Origin of the sequence: Nostoc sp., from assembly GCF_036916655.1 — a bacterium.
In the GTDB taxonomy this organism is placed as follows: Bacteria; Cyanobacteriota; Cyanobacteriia; order Cyanobacteriales; family Nostocaceae; genus Nostoc.
The window spans coordinates 79,828-94,822 of the sequence record NZ_JBALFY010000114.1 but is presented as its reverse complement, the minus strand read 5'-3'; the positions used below and the strand labels follow the sequence as shown (position 1 = coordinate 94,822).

Sequence of the window (14,995 nt, the reverse complement as noted above, 5' to 3'; positions counted from 1 at the left end):
AGATTCCAGAGTTTAAGTGTCTTGTCAGTTGAAGCAGAAATCACCCGCTTGCCATCCGGGGTAACGGCTACTACTGTTACCGAGCCTGTATGACCGATAAAAGTCCGCTCATCCTCCCCAGTTTCCAGATTCCAGAGTTTAAGTGTCTTGTCAGTTGAAGCAGAAATCACCCGCTTGCCATCCGGGGTGACGGTTACTACTGTTACCGAGCCAGTATGACCTATAAAAGTCTGCTCATTTTTCCCAGTTTCCAGATTCCAGAGTTTGAGTGTCTTGTCAGTTGAAGCAGAAATCACCCGCTTGCCATCTGGGGTGACGGCTACTGCTGTTACCGAGCCGCTATGACCTGTGAGGGTGAGAAGTAAACTTCCGCCGGGGGAAATTAAGTTAGATGTTAATGGACGCAACCAAGGTAAAACTTGCTGCTGCTTTGCCACTTCCAGCATTGCTTGAATTTCTGGTACTACAAAGTGTTGCATTCGCCCCCACAATTGCCCTGCTAGTTGCAATTTATCTTTTACTAAGATATGGGCTGACAGTCGCAACGCTCCTTGAATCAATTTCAGCGTTTTGATTTGCTCTGGATTATATTCTGGCTTCTTTAATATTTCTGAGTTGTTAATTAAATCATAATCCTCAATTATTGACTGCACACCAAAATCAGAATGCTTGATTTTAGCATCGATAAAATCAAAATCAGTCAGTCTTTTATAAAAGGCTTTCCACTTTCCTATCTTGGCTTTAACACGAGGGTCAATAAGGATAGTTCGCTGGTCGCTTAACGATAACTGGGCAAATTTTTCAGCAAAACTACTCATCTTTATCCTCATCTGGTTTTAGACTTGCCCACAATTGGTCATTAGAATCGGAAATAAGACGTTGAACCTCTTGCCAATCAATATTATTGTTCTTTTTCTCTCTTTTTAGAGTAGGTTGGTTGCGGAGAAAATCTGCAAAACTTTGGTGATAAATTGAATAGTAGTCTTCCTGATTTTGTTTTTGTTTTCTCAAGAATTCCAGCCACTTATTCAAAAGCTCCAAGACATCATATTCATCTCGACTAGTGATGCGGGCAATAGATTCACAGGAAATCGGTTTACCTACCTCAACCAGTACACAGAGGATAATCGCATTTGTCCGCTTCTCTGGAGTTTCCATTCCCATCTGCGTCCAATGCTGTTCATAATAACCCTGAAGTTTCTCAGGTAATTCCTCTAAACTCAAGTCTTGATAATCTCCTCTAGCAATACTGGGTAAGACATAGTACAGGTACATAAAATTATTTTCACTTTTTTGTGCTACCTGCTCAATAAAATATGGCGGCTGAATGTTGCGTTTTTGAATCCATGCCTTTAAACCAGGATGCTCCTGCTCATCATTGATAAATGTACTAATGTACTCTGTCACATCTTTTCGATTCCAAATTTCATACTTATTGGCTGTTAAATCTAACTGTTGTTCTGGAACTTCTTCAGTTAACAAGCGCTTTTCGTTTTGGGCATAGCGTCGCCTAGTTAGCAGAAAATATATTTTATCTGGCAGATTTTTGGGTAAATCTAAAAGATTCCCTGACCCTGGTTGCTCGACTTCATCGAGTGCATCAACCACAATTACTAAGGGTTCACCAACGTTCAGCTTTTCATTTACTTTCGTCAGCAAAGTAGGTAAATTATCATTATCTGCATTCTGTAACTGATAGCGATTAATCAGTTGGTGACGAATACTTTGCAGAAATTGCTCTGGTGTATTGCGACCTTCTGCGCGAATATTGAAGTAGCAGATAGCTTTGTATTTAGATACGGATTGGGCTGCGATCGCACTTTTCCCCATCCCCGCATCCCCAATCACGGTAAAATAACCTTTAGGATACTTTTTGAGGAAATCATCAAACTCCTTAAATACAAATACCCGTCCGCAAAATGCCTTAGTTTTTTCTTCAATTAGTGCTTTAAAGTCATCTGGATAAAGAGACTGTTCTGTAGGTTCTGTAAATTGATTTAGATGTTCTTGAAGTTGTCTATTATTAAACTCATCTGGATAGAGCGACTGTTCTACGGGTTCTGTAGATTGATTCAGGCGTTCTAGAAGTTGTATATTAGTTATATGTTGCCCTGGATTGATAGAGCGTTTTGCTACATCGACAAAAGCTTGATGAAATTTCTGAACCTGCAAAACATCTATTCTATCTTTTTGTGCCTCATCTCTTAATGGATTCCATTCTTGATAATTGAAATCCAATGTCTTTGCTGATGAAAAAGTTTTATAAAAAACCTTTCTGATTTTTTGATTGTCAAAAAACTTCAGGTTAAGCTCAAGCTGAGTATTATCAAAATCATTCTTGACTTCAAGACCATACTCTATTAGAGCATGAACATAAACATCGTCAAATTTTTCTGGCGGCTGTGCTGAATTAATTCCTAGCTTTTTTTTAATTTCAATTACAGTTTTGTGACGCTGAACTGCATTTATGATTGGGGAAACAGTAGCGGCAGCAATAGCTTTAATTACCAGGGTAATATCCATCTTTCCTGTGGTGGGAGCAGGTTGTGATACCCTTACCTTATCGCATATTTACTGAGTTACATTGCTAGTTCTTGGGTGGTGGAGTGATGTAGAGTTATGTGTGGTGCGATCGCTTCACATTATTATCTCACTAGTTAAACCGTCACTCTAAATACAAAAACTTTTCTGAGCAACATCACAACTGAAGTGGCTCCCGCTTAAACTAAGATGACTAATGTTCAAACATTGGTCATTAACATTCTGATTTTTATGACTGACAATAGGTAAAAACCCGATGAGAGTGTTATTTCAGCTATTTTCTAGGCAAACAAAATTGCTCCACTCCTTGGGGAAGTTGCCGACACATATGCTGGAATCCTTGAGGATTAATTTGCCACCAAGCAAATAATCCCAGACTTGTACCCCCTACAAGCAATGCTAATACTTCCCACAGTCTTAACAAACGTTTATCCCGTTTAGGTTTTGTAATGAAAGTTGGTCGAATTTCTGGTATGAAAGGTTTTTCCTCTGAAAGATCCAAATCTAGATCCAAACCTAAATCCAAATCTAGCAGAGTTTCCGAACTTTCTGTAAAGGAAATTAATTCCTCTTGTTGTTCCTCTACTTCCTCTAGTTCTGCTTGTTCCTCTTCCTCTGATTCTGCTTGTTCTTCTTCCTCTTGTATTTCTGCTTCTATAATTTCTTGTGGCAACGCCGGAGTCACAGGTACTAAATATTCTGGGGAAACACGGCAATAAGTCAGAACAACCGATGTATTATCACGCCCATTTTTTTCGTTTGCCAAGTTAATCCAGTTGTGGACAGCATCTTCAACTGTCATTTGTCCTGTTAACACAGGTATTGCATAATTCTGCCAAGATTGTTCTACCCAGTTATTGTCACTTAAACCATCAGAACACAGTAACAAGATGCCATCTTCTTCCACAATAAATCGCTGAATCTTGAGACGCAAAGATTCTGAATCTCTTGTCCCCAATGCTTGAGTTAAGGCACTAGCATCTGGTCTTAGAAGTGCCTTTCGATACAAGCTTTTTGCAAGGCGGACTTCCCGCGTCGCTACATCATCATCGACAGTGAGTAGCTGGCAATAATTGTGAGTAATCCAATAGGCGCGGCTATCGCCAATATTAGCTAAGTAAAGTTCATGGGTATTATTTGATTGCCATCCAGTTCTCGTCTGGACTCGTTGGGGAATTTGCACCGCCATGACAATTGTTGTAGCCATGCGTTCTCTGCCTTGGCGTTTTTGTTCATCATTGCGGGCACAAATCAGATTATTTATTACCCGTAAGCTTGCTTCTAATTGTTCTTGTAATAACTCTGGCGGTAAAAGTCCAGTTTGTTGTGTTACTTCCGCTAGTAAAGCGCGAATTTGCAACTTTGCAGATTGCACTGTTAACTTACTAGCAACCTCACCGCCTTCATGCCCGCCAATACCATCGCAAACAATCGACAAATGGCGTAATAAAGGTTCATCTAAATCACTCAAAGCATTGGGATAGCAAGCGTCTTCATTTTGCGCCATGATTGGGCCAATATCTGTAGAGCCTGCCACCTTCAAGACTAATGGCAATTCTGCCGCAGCTGCTAGTAGTAAATGATTGAGTTGAATATTAATCGCTTCTAACTCAATCTCAGTTTCACACATCTCCTGAACTATGTTCTGTAACCCTTTGGCTACTGACGCCTTGGCAGACACTACCCAAAACTGCCAACATTCACCTAGACTTTGTAAACTCAGTTTCTCATCTGCTGGTGTTTGGTAGAGTTCCAACAGTCGCACACACCAACCTTCGACCCTCAAGTTATCTATTACTAGTAAACTGTGGCTAAGTCCCAGTTCTGATAAAGGTGTCCAAAGTTGGAGAATTTGCCACAGCCAATAAACTTGTCGTACTGCTGTTGCTTGCTCCCATGCCTCAACGATAGTTGGATAGATATTTCCTGTCTTATCTATCGGCACGTTTTCCAATAAAAGGATATCAGTTGTATCTCCATCAAGGTTACTCGCAAACCCATAAGCCTGGGGTAAATGCAACCGCTCTTGATATAACCGTAGATAAGGAGTTACTTCTGTTGGCAATTCTTCAGGTATATCTGGCGGTAGTCCCGGTTGAGTATCCAACCAAATCTGCTGTTTAATTACTTCATACCTGTCTGCAACCTTTGTGCCTGGTGGGATTTGAGCAGACAATGAGCCAGTCGCCCAAAGATAGCGGTGAACTAAAGGAGTTTGGCAATTGGCACAAACACTATCTCCCATTGGATTAATGGGGCTATTACAGCGTGGATTTATACAAAAAATTATCAGTTGGGTAGAAATCATAAAGGTATAAATTTAAAAAACAATCAACTCATGAACTTCGATTAACTTTAGCTGGCAATGACTTGCAGGCTAGAATAAACTGGACTTGTGTACTGCTAGCTACACGTTGTTACTGAAATTAATCAAAATTATTGGTAGAAATATCAAGTTTTGCTTTCTGTAAATAACTTACGTCTGGCTGTATCTAATCGTAGAAATGCATTTACGTCAATGTAGAGACTAGGATGGCGCTATGCCAAGTTTTACCTTAATCTGGCTTCTGGCAGGAGCAGTTCTGTGTTTAATGGAACTGTTTTTACCATCGGCGTTTGTCGCCTTCATGATGGGAATTAGCGCTTTGGTGGTGGCGCTGCTGTCTGGAGTGGGTATGGGAGGTGTATGGTTGCAAGTTATAGTTTGGCTGTTGCTTTCCACAGCCCTAATTGTGCTTTCCCGTCGTTTTTTGCAACCGCGACGACGCAAATCGAAAATTCAGGATGCAGTCATAGCCGAAACCTTAACAGAAATTCTGCCTGGGAAAACAGGGCGGGTAAGGTATGAGGGAAATTCTTGGCAAGCAAGATGTGATGATGAGAAATTTACCGTACCACCCCATCAAAAAGTTTATGTAGTTAGGAGGGAAGGTACTACTTTAATTGTTGTACCAGAAAATCTGTTGAATTCTTAGTTAATGGGGATTGGGGACTGGGGACTGGGGATTGGGAAGAGGACAAGGAGAAAGACTTGTTGCAAATTCTCCCTCATCTCCCCACTCTCTACTCCCCACTCCCTACTCCCCATTCTCTTTATTAAAAACCAGGAGATTCACAATGGAACAGTTTTTTTTACTAGTATTTTTAGCTCTTGGCGGTGGTGCTGTAGCCGGAACGGTGAAAGTCGTCAATCAGGGCAATGAAGCTTTGGTGGAAAGATTGGGTAGTTATAACAAAAAACTGGAACCAGGACTAAATTTCGTCATTCCTTTCCTAGATAGAGTTGTCTACCAGGGAACTATCCGCGAAAAAGTATTAGATATTCCTCCCCAACAGTGCATCACCCGTGACAACGTTGGCATTGAGGTAGATGCAGTGTTTTACTGGCGTATCGTGGATATGGAAAAAGCCTGGTATAAGGTAGAAAATCTCCAGTCGGCAATGATAAATATGGTGCTGACTCAAATTCGTGCCGAAATGGGACAACTGGAGTTAGATCAAACCTTTACTGCTCGTTCCCACATCAGTGAACTTTTGTTACGAGACTTGGATGTTGCTACCGATCCTTGGGGTGTGAAAGTAACACGGGTAGAACTGCGAGATATCATTCCGTCTCAGGCAGTGCGAGAATCGATGGAATTGCAAATGTCGGCAGAACGACGCAAACGGGCAGCAATTTTAACTTCTGAGGGCGAACGCGAATCTGCTGTTAATAGTGCTAAAGGTAAAGCTGAAGCGCAAATATTGGATGCCGAAGCTCGTCAAAAATCGACAATTCTGCAAGCGGAAGCTGAACAAAAGGCGCTAGTTTTGAAAGCTCAAGCGGAACGTCAGCAGCAGGTTTTGAAAGCCCAAGCGATCGCAGAATCAGCAGAAATTATAGCCCAAAAGCTCCAGACAAATCCCAATGCCAATAAAGCAGTCGAAGTTCTGTTTGCTTTAGGCTATCTAGATATGGGTTCGACAATTGGTAAAAGCGATAGCAGCAAGGTGCTATTTATAGATCCGCGCACTATCCCTGCTGCTTTCGAGGGTATGCGTTCTGTTATCTCAAATGGTCAAGTTGACTCTAACGATTTATTTTCTAAACAAATACCAGGATTAGAAAATAACCGCTCTATTTAGAAGTAGATGTGGAGAATGGAGAGGGGGACAAGTTTCTTCCTTTTCTCTTTCCAATGACAAATGACTAATGACAATTGACATCCTCACCGCCGTGTTCGCCCTTGGCATTCCCAAAGGGTACGCACTCTTGAAGAAGAAGTAATGAGTAATAAGTAATAAGTAATGAGTAAATACCCATTTTTCATCCACTCATTACTCATTACTCCTTACTCATTACTTTAAAGCATTGCGTGAAGCACGGGGTTTTAGACCCATTTTTCTGATGACTAATGATAATTAACCCAGAACAGGTTATCAGCGCTATTATTGCGATCGCTAATCCTTTTATTAAGGAAAAAATTCGGCGCAATGAAACTGTAATTAAATTACTTCAGCAGTTTCACCTCGATCCAGAGCATCCACCAGCAGATTTTAGTGGGGTTTATGCATACTCACTAGTAGAATACGGTGTTGGGAAACCCAAGCCTGTTTTAGAACTTTTTCGCCAAGAAGCAATCAAACAGGCTTTCCGCAAAGCATTTGACCATAATAACCCCTCAATTTTACTTTCTGAGGTTGATGCTTGGCTTGATGCATACTCGTTGGGTGATGACATTAGAAGTTTGGGAATTGACATTAGAAGAGAAATTGCCGCGTTTTATATTGTGTTTGCAGAAGTTGCTAAACGCACACGCAACCCAGCAGATACACTTATGAGTCAACAAATAGGCTCTTTGCAAAAACGCATTGCAAATATCCAAGAAGTACTTGACAGGTTGCCGACGCTGGAAGGTATTCGGACAGAAATGGCGCGGTTGGCACAAAATTCCCCCGCACTGCTAGAGGCTGGAACATCTACCGAAAATCAATGTCGAGCCATAGCTTTAGCTCAACAAATGCGCGGCTGGTTTGAAACCTTGGGCTACCGCTTTGAAAAGTATGAAGTTTGGGGTGATTCATATTTTGAGTGGATTATTAATGTACCAACCCGGCGTAACCGATATGACCGCATTTTAATCAGGGGAATTGAGGGCGAAGTTGGACTCAAGGATGTAGCTGTTTTGCGTTCTTCTGTGGAGCAACAGAGAACTGATGAAGGTTGGTTAGTAACGGCAAGGAGGATTGCACGAGCGGCACGGAATGAGGTAGAAAAGGAAGAAAACCGCCACTTAGGTTGTTATACTTTTGACGAACTCATTGACCAAGATGCTGATTTTAGTGATTATCTCGATTGGTTAGAAGCGGAAATCATTCGGCGGCAAATAGATACAAAATACGTTCCTTTAGCTTGTACAAAAGAGGAAATTGACCCCGATACTAAACAGCGTATCGGCATTAGTCATTATAGCGATCGCGATGGTTGGATTGATGGTTATATTGATATGTGGTTGGACGATCCCGCCAAAGAGCATATTTCTATACTAGGAGAATTTGGTACGGGCAAAACTTGGTTTTCCTTCCATTATGCTTGGGTGGCATTGCAACGTTACCGAGATGCTCAAAAGCGCGGTGTTGAGCGTCCCCGTTTGCCTTTGGTAATTACACTGCGAGATTTTGCCAAAGCAATAAATGTTGAGAATGTTTTGGCAGGGTTCTTTTTTACACAACATAATATCCGTTTAACTAGCGAAGTATTTGACCAGTTAAACGGTATGGGTAAATTGCTGCTAATTTTCGATGGTTTTGACGAAATGGCAGCAAAAGTTGACCGTCAGCAGATGATTAATAACTTTTGGGAACTGGCGAAAGTGGTAGTTCCTGGTGCCAAGGTTGTTTTAACTTGTCGCACCGAACATTTTCCCGACGCTAAGGAAGGACGCGCTTTACTCAATGCCGAGTTACAAGCATCTACCAAGCAACTGACAGGGGAAACACCACAGTTTGAAGTGCTGGAACTGGAGAAATTTAACGACGACCAAATTCGGCTGGCGTTGTCGCACCAAACGGAAACTGCAACGGTTGAACAAGTGATGGGAAATCCACAATTATTGGATTTAGCCCGTCGTCCGGTGATGACAGAGTTAATTTTGGAAGCTTTGCCAGATATTGAGGCGGGTAAACCTGTGGATATGTCGCGGGTTTATTTGTATGCGGTGCGGCGGAAAATGGAACGGGATATTAAGAGCGATCGCACCTTTACTTCTTTGGCAGAAAAGTTATACTTTTTGTGCGAACTTTCTTGGGAAATGCTGTCTACAGACGAAATGAGCCTCAATTATCGGCTTTTCCCAGACAGAATTCGGCGGTTATTTGGTTCAGTAGTGCAAGAAGAGAAGGATTTAGACCACTGGCATTACGACATGATGGGGCAAACAATGCTCATCCGCAACGCTGATGGTGATTATACTCCAGCGCATAGGTCTTTGTTAGAGTTTTTTGTAGCGTATAAATTTGCAGCAGAGTTGGGAGTATTAGCGGATGATTTTACGGATTTAGCGCGAGTGCGATTCCAGATAAATCATGATGCTGCACCTGTTGATTATAGTTGGTCTGCTTATTTCAGTCGTCAGCTAAATACGGCTGGGGAGATTCTGCCAACTCCAGCATTAAAAAGATTTATAAGTGAATCGTTAGAAAAATTGAGGGTAACTTTTGGTAAAGCACCTTTAACGAAAGCGGTGATGGATTTGTTGATGGGGATGGTTGATATTGAGGCTAAGGAGTCGGTTATCAAGATTATTGAGGGGACACGGGGAAAAAGTGAGGATGAAGTCGGTTATGTCGGGGGGAATGCTGCAACAGTCTTGGTAAAAGTAAATAAATTTGCTTTGAATGGAAGAGATTTAAGCGGTGCTGTGCTTAAAGGTGCTGATTTTACTGACGCTAGCTTGCGTGATGTTAATTTTGCACAAGCAAATTTGGTTGACAGCATTTTTACTAAACTATTTGGTGCAATTTTCTCAGTTGCGTATAGTTTTGATAGTCAATTTGTAGTTACTGGTGATGGTGAAGGCATTGTTCGTGTATGGAAAGTTGCTACTGGCGAAGAGATTTTGACTTTTAGTGGACATACTAACGCAATACTTTCGGTTGACTTTAGTCACGATAGTAATAAAGTTGCTAGCAGTAGTCACGATAGGACTATTAGGCTATGGGATACCCGCACTGGTAGATGCTTAACAATTTTACAAGGACACAATAATTCTGTAAATTCAGTTGCTTTCTGTCCTAAAGGTAAGATTCTTGCTAGTGGCAGTTCTGATAATACAGTGAGATTATGGGATATTCAAACTGGTAAATGCTTGCAGATTTTGCAGGGCCATACTAATTCAGTATACTCAATTGCATTCAGTCCAGATGGTGAGATGTTAGCTAATAGTGGTTCTGATTACACGATAAAATTATGGGATATCCAAACTAGCCAATGCTTAAAAACTTTAGAAGGACATAGAAATTCTGTAAAATCAGTTATTTTTAGTCCAGATGGTAAGATGCTTGCAAGTGGTAGTTATGATGAAACTGTAAGATTATGGAACGTAAGCACAGGTCAATGTAAGTTAACCTTGCAAGGCGATAATATCTCATCATTAGTACATAATATCTCATCATTGGTAGTTGCTTTTAGCCCCGATAGTAAGACAATTGCTAGTAGCGGCGACCAAAATATCAGATTTTGGGATATAGAAACAGGTGAATGTCTCAAAACATTAAAGGGACACTTCAATTCAGTACGTTCAATTGCTTTTAGTCCAGATGGAGATACTCTTGTTAGCGGTAGCTATGACAAGACAGTAAGATTTTGGAGTGTTGCTACAGGTGAATGCCAAAAAGTTTTACAAGGACACAGCATTTGGGTAAACTCTGTCGTTTTTAGTTTAAATAGTGAAATGATTGTTAGTGCAGATGATGAGACAACAGTCAAATTATGGAATGTTGGCACTGGTAAATCTGTAAAAATTCTACAAGGTCACACCAATTGGGTGCAATCAGTTGCTCTTGATAGAGATGGTGAAATACTTGCTAGCGGTAGTGCTGATACAACAGTGAGATTATGGAATTTCCGCACAGGAGAATGCTTGAACGTTTTGCGGGGACACAGTGATTGGGTACAATCAATCGTTTTCTCTCCAAATGGCCAGATACTTGCAAGTGCTAGTGGTGAGGGAAGTGTAAGATTATGGGATATAAAACTAGGAGAATGCTGGAAAATTTTTGAAGATAATCACTCAACACGCTCAGTTGCTTTCAGTCCCGATGGTGAGACATTAGCTGTTAGCAATTATGGCGGAGAGATAAAGCTATGGAATATCTATACAAGCCAATGTCTTAAAACATTAGAAATAGGAAGAGGCCCTTGGACACGCTCAATTGCTTTCAGTTTAGATGGTAAACTTTTAGCTAGTGGTACTCTTAATGAAAGCGTTGGATTATGGTGTACCTTAACGGGTGAATTATGGAAAACTTTACAAGGCCACACCAAATCAGTATCCGCAGTTGCTTTTAGTCCAGATGGTAAAACCCTAGCGAGTGGTGCAGACGACCAAACTGTAATACTTTGGGATATCAACAGTGGTAAATGCCTAAAAATTTTACAAGGTCATTCTCTTTGGATTCGTTCAGTTGCTTTTAGTCTGGATAGTAAAATGCTTGCTAGTTGTAGTTGTGATGGCACAATAATGCTTTGGGAGACTAGCACAGGTAATTGCATAAGAACACTGAGATCAAAAAGACCTTACGAAGATATGAACATTACAGGCGTTAGAGGTTTAAACGAATCTAAAAAAGCAACTCTCAAAGCATTAGGTGCTATAGAAAATGAAGCTTAATAATTTTAACCTGAAGACTTGTAAAAGAAAGTTGATTTACCCCAGTAACAAAACCTCAACAACCTACTTCAGTTTCATTGAGTAATAATTGTTCAACTGCATCGCTCAAACTAACGGTAAGTTCGCGCGATGCCTACAACGGGCTACGCCTATGCACTACTTGTCTAATTATTTTCGCGATCAAATAATCAAGTTTTGATAAGTTGTAAATTATGACATTATCTATTCAGCCAACCACAGTAACAAGTGTAGAAGAGTTCTTAAAACTACCAGAGACAAAACCAGCAAGCGAGTATTTTAACGGAAAAATATACCAAAAACCTATGCCACAAGGAGAACACAGTACTTTACAAATTGAATTAGCTTCTGCCATAAATCAAGTTGCAAAACTACAAAAATTAGCTTATGCCTTTCCTGAATTACGCTGTACATTTGAAGGTCGTTCAATAGTACCAGATATTGCAGTTTTTGAATGGCAAAGAATTCCATTGCTTCCTAATGGAAAAATTACAAATAAATTTGAAATTCCTCCAGATTGGATAATTGAAATTCTCTCGCCAGAACAATCGCCTAACCGAGTTATCAGCAAAATTACATTTTCTATTCAAAATGGAGCAAAGCTAGGTTGGTTGCTCGATTCGGCAGATGAGTCAATCATGATTTTTGAACCAAATAAATTACCAGAATTAAAAGAAAAGCAAGATATTTTACCCGTTTTAAATGTTTTAGAAAATTGGCAATTAACAGTTGCAGATGTATTTAGTTGGTTGAGTTTTATTTAAAAAAAGCATTTATTACAGCAGAATTCAGAATTCAGAAGTAAAAAACGCTTTATCCCTCTTCTGTCACTCTCCGGGAGGGCGATCGCTAGAAGCCTGATGAGGCAATCAATACAAGCTATACTATTAGAAAAAAATTGGTCTTGTATTTGTTATTAGAAAAGAATCGCGCGATCGCTTGCTATACAAAAGCTCTAGAATCCAGAAATGGCAAATGTTTTCGGAGAGTGACAAAAGAGGGTTATTCATCTCATAAAATTGGTATGACTACTGACCAATTTCAGGAGCTTGATTTACTTGGCATTGACTGCACAACCCAAAAAACTCTAGGGTGTGGTAAAAAACTTTAAACTTATGGCTGGTTTCTAACTGGTCTTCTAAGTCATGAACAGGGCATTGATGAATCGGAATTGAGACACCGCATTGCAAGCAAGTAAGGTGGTGTTTATCTTGCTGCGCTAGGCTATAGAGGGCTTCACCGTTAGCCAAATTCCGCACTTGTACCATGCCTTCTAGTTTTAAAGCTTCTAGAGAACGGTAAACTGTTGCTAAACCCATACTCTGATTTGTATTACGTAGTTCTACGTAAATATCTTGGGCGGAAATGCCTTTTTTGATGGTTTTCAGTAGGTTGAAAATACGCTCTTGACTGCGGGTGCGTATGGCTCTCATAGACAATTATTTAAATATGCCACTGTAGTTGAAGCTGTTAGATGGGCTAATCGCTCAATTAACTTTAACCGCTTCGTAATCTTATTTTCACTCAGTTAGAGCATAAAGTTATAGTATAGCGATCGCAGGATTCAAAAAAAGCCCGTGCAAACCAAGTATCTAGCCAAAATTTTCGTGACCCTTCGTCCTTCAGTTTTAGACCCCGCTGGTGTCGCTGTACAATCCGGTCTTAAGCAACTGGGATACGAGAACGTTGACCAGGTGCGGATTGGCAAGTACATTGAACTCACCATCACCTCAACTGATGAGAAAAAAGCGCGTAAAGACCTTGATACCATTTGTGACCAAATGCTATCAAATCCCGTAATTGAAAATTACCGCTTTGAATTAATTGAGGTCGAAACTCAAACTGGGGTATTTTAGGGATTGGAGACTGGGGACTGGGGACTGGGGATTGGGGATTGAGCGCTTTTCCCTCATCCTCCCTCCCAATGACTAATGACCAATGACTAATGACTAATGACTAATGACTAAATTCGGTGTTGTTGTTTTTCCCGGTTCTAATTGCGATCGCGATGTTGCTTATGTAACCAGAGATTTACTGGGGCAACCAACTCGCATGGTTTGGCATCAAGAAACAGACATTGCTGATTTGGATGTCGTGATTATCCCTGGTGGTTTTAGTTACGGTGATTATTTACGCTGCGGTGCGATCGCGCGTTTTTCACCCGTAATGCAGCAAGTTGTAGAACACGCCCAAAAAGGTAAGTTTGTCCTCGGTATTTGTAATGGTTTTCAGGTATTAACCGAAGTCGGACTTTTGCCGGGGGTGTTAACCAGAAATCGGGATTTACATTTTATTTGCGATCGCGTCCCTTTGAAAGTTGAGCGTACTAATCTCTCATGGACACAAGCTTATAGCACTGGTGAAGTTATCACTTTGCCCATAGCCCACGGAGAAGGGCGATTCTACGCTGATGCAGCTACTCTCGCAGAAATTGAAGATAACGGACAAGTCTTGTTTCGCTATGAAGGCGAAAATCCCAACGGTTCATTGAACAACATCGCCGGAATTTGCGATCGCCGGGGCAATGTGTTGGGGATGATGCCGCACCCAGAAAGGGCATCAGACGCAATGCTGGGGGGTAGTGATGGCTTGAGGTTGTTTCAAGGCTTGCTAGAGAAGGTAGCGGCACTAGCGTAGAGGAAATCTCAGGCAATAAATTGGGTTAAAGAGCGATCGCTGTCTGAAAGATAGATGAACATTCTTCTACAGACGGCGATTTATCATTTATTTACCTCACGCGGTTGAACAGATAAAATATAGGGGTTCTTAATTGCATAGAATACAGACCATTTGTAGGGGCACAGCAATGCTCATTGGTGTCAACTTAACTGAAAGCAAGTCTAGAACTAGCTTTTAGATTGCCTCGTTCCCAGTCGAAGACTGGGAATGCTCGTCTTTGAGGCTCCGCCTCTGTTACTGGCGGCAGAGCCACTAGGAGTAGCATTTCCAGCCTCCGGCTGGAAACGAGGTTTTAGAGGAGTTTCAGCTTAAGTTGACACCAATGAGCAATGCTGTGCCCTATTGTGTATTGCATCCAAACGAGAAAGTTTTCTGTAATCAGGCGATCGCATTTGTGCATTCTCCAGGTATGAAACTGCACGCAAACAAGCAGGAAAGGTGGATGCGTGGCATGAATATATCGGATATTGTGAAATTCATTGGCAGCAGTAAAACTACTGAATACTAATTAGTTCCATCGCTAGTATGTGGGTGAGAAAATTTATAACTAAGCGATCGCTTCAGCTTGCCATTCAACTACAGTACAACAGTCGTAGGGGCACAGCAATGCTCATAGGTGTCAACTTAATGGAAATAGCTTATCTGTTTGCTTCCATGCCTGCCCGGAAATAAATTTTCGGGCTAATAGCTGAAGTCTACTGAAGTAGACTGGAGATTTTTGGCGATATTTAGTCATCTGAAAGATGACTTTAGCTATGAGACGGGAATTTCAATTTCCGGCGGACGAGCGGTTTCACGTTAAGTTGACACCAATGAGCAATGCTGTGCCCCTACCGCCTGGTCTATTTACCTGACAATAGCTGTAAAATACAAACCCTTTATCCTTA

General features: G+C 41.1%; 11 protein-coding genes and 1 pseudogene. 8 read left to right on the top strand and 4 right to left on the bottom strand.

Features of this window, described 5'->3' with window-relative positions; all coding sequences use genetic code 11:
- The 3 genes and pseudogenes from V7L31_RS30160 to V7L31_RS30150 form a co-directional block, all read right to left on the bottom strand.
- Positions 1-818, bottom strand: a pseudogene (locus V7L31_RS30160) (hypothetical protein); the annotation flags it as partial.
- On the bottom strand, positions 811-2,523 hold the full coding sequence (locus V7L31_RS30155) for an NACHT domain protein (protein ID WP_334699633.1): 1,713 nt from the start codon (positions 2,521-2,523) through the stop codon (positions 811-813). The pseudogene V7L31_RS30160 and the gene V7L31_RS30155, both read right to left, overlap by 8 nt.
- Before the next feature lie 292 nt (positions 2,524-2,815).
- Complete coding sequence (locus tag V7L31_RS30150) at positions 2,816-4,849, bottom strand: PP2C family protein-serine/threonine phosphatase (RefSeq protein ID WP_334699632.1); 2,034 nt, start codon at positions 4,847-4,849, stop codon at positions 2,816-2,818.
- A 232-nt stretch (positions 4,850-5,081) separates the two neighbouring features.
- On the opposite strand from V7L31_RS30150, the gene V7L31_RS30145 reads away from it, so the two are divergent.
- The 4 genes from V7L31_RS30145 to V7L31_RS30130 all read left to right on the top strand — a co-directional run bounded on the left by V7L31_RS30145 (position 5,082) and on the right by V7L31_RS30130 (position 12,193).
- Positions 5,082-5,516, top strand: coding sequence for an NfeD family protein (locus V7L31_RS30145; RefSeq protein ID WP_334699631.1), 435 nt, complete (start codon positions 5,082-5,084; stop codon positions 5,514-5,516).
- A gap of 142 nt (positions 5,517-5,658) precedes the next feature.
- On the top strand, positions 5,659-6,666 hold the full coding sequence (locus tag V7L31_RS30140; RefSeq protein ID WP_334699630.1) for an SPFH domain-containing protein: 1,008 nt from the start codon (positions 5,659-5,661) through the stop codon (positions 6,664-6,666).
- Between the two features lie 269 nt (positions 6,667-6,935).
- A complete protein-coding gene (locus V7L31_RS30135; protein ID WP_334699629.1) occupies positions 6,936-11,411 on the top strand; it encodes a pentapeptide repeat-containing protein in 4,476 nt (1,491 codons plus the stop codon).
- Positions 11,412-11,623: 212 nt separating this feature from the next.
- A complete protein-coding gene (locus V7L31_RS30130; RefSeq protein ID WP_334699628.1) occupies positions 11,624-12,193 on the top strand; it encodes a Uma2 family endonuclease in 570 nt (189 codons plus the stop codon).
- 264 nt (positions 12,194-12,457) lie between these two features.
- On the opposite strand, the gene V7L31_RS30125 is transcribed toward V7L31_RS30130, so the two are convergent.
- Positions 12,458-12,862: a Fur family transcriptional regulator gene (locus tag V7L31_RS30125; protein WP_334699627.1), complete on the bottom strand. Its 405-nt coding sequence runs from the start codon at positions 12,860-12,862 to the stop codon at positions 12,458-12,460.
- 144 nt (positions 12,863-13,006) lie between these two features.
- On the opposite strand from V7L31_RS30125, the gene purS reads away from it, so the two are divergent.
- The 4 genes from purS (at position 13,007) to V7L31_RS30105 (ending at position 14,780) form a co-directional block, all read left to right on the top strand.
- Positions 13,007-13,285: a phosphoribosylformylglycinamidine synthase subunit PurS gene (gene purS, locus V7L31_RS30120; RefSeq protein WP_334699626.1), complete on the top strand. Its 279-nt coding sequence runs from the start codon at positions 13,007-13,009 to the stop codon at positions 13,283-13,285.
- A gap of 103 nt (positions 13,286-13,388) precedes the next feature.
- Positions 13,389-14,066: a phosphoribosylformylglycinamidine synthase subunit PurQ gene (gene purQ / locus V7L31_RS30115; RefSeq protein ID WP_334699625.1), complete on the top strand. Its 678-nt coding sequence runs from the start codon at positions 13,389-13,391 to the stop codon at positions 14,064-14,066.
- A gap of 364 nt (positions 14,067-14,430) precedes the next feature.
- On the top strand, positions 14,431-14,616 hold the full coding sequence (locus V7L31_RS30110; RefSeq protein ID WP_334699624.1) for a hypothetical protein: 186 nt from the start codon (positions 14,431-14,433) through the stop codon (positions 14,614-14,616).
- A gap of 17 nt (positions 14,617-14,633) precedes the next feature.
- Positions 14,634-14,780 carry a hypothetical protein gene (locus V7L31_RS30105; protein ID WP_334699623.1) on the top strand — a complete coding sequence of 49 codons (147 nt, stop codon included), beginning with the start codon at positions 14,634-14,636 and terminating at the stop codon, positions 14,778-14,780.
- Positions 14,781-14,995 lie beyond the last annotated feature (215 nt).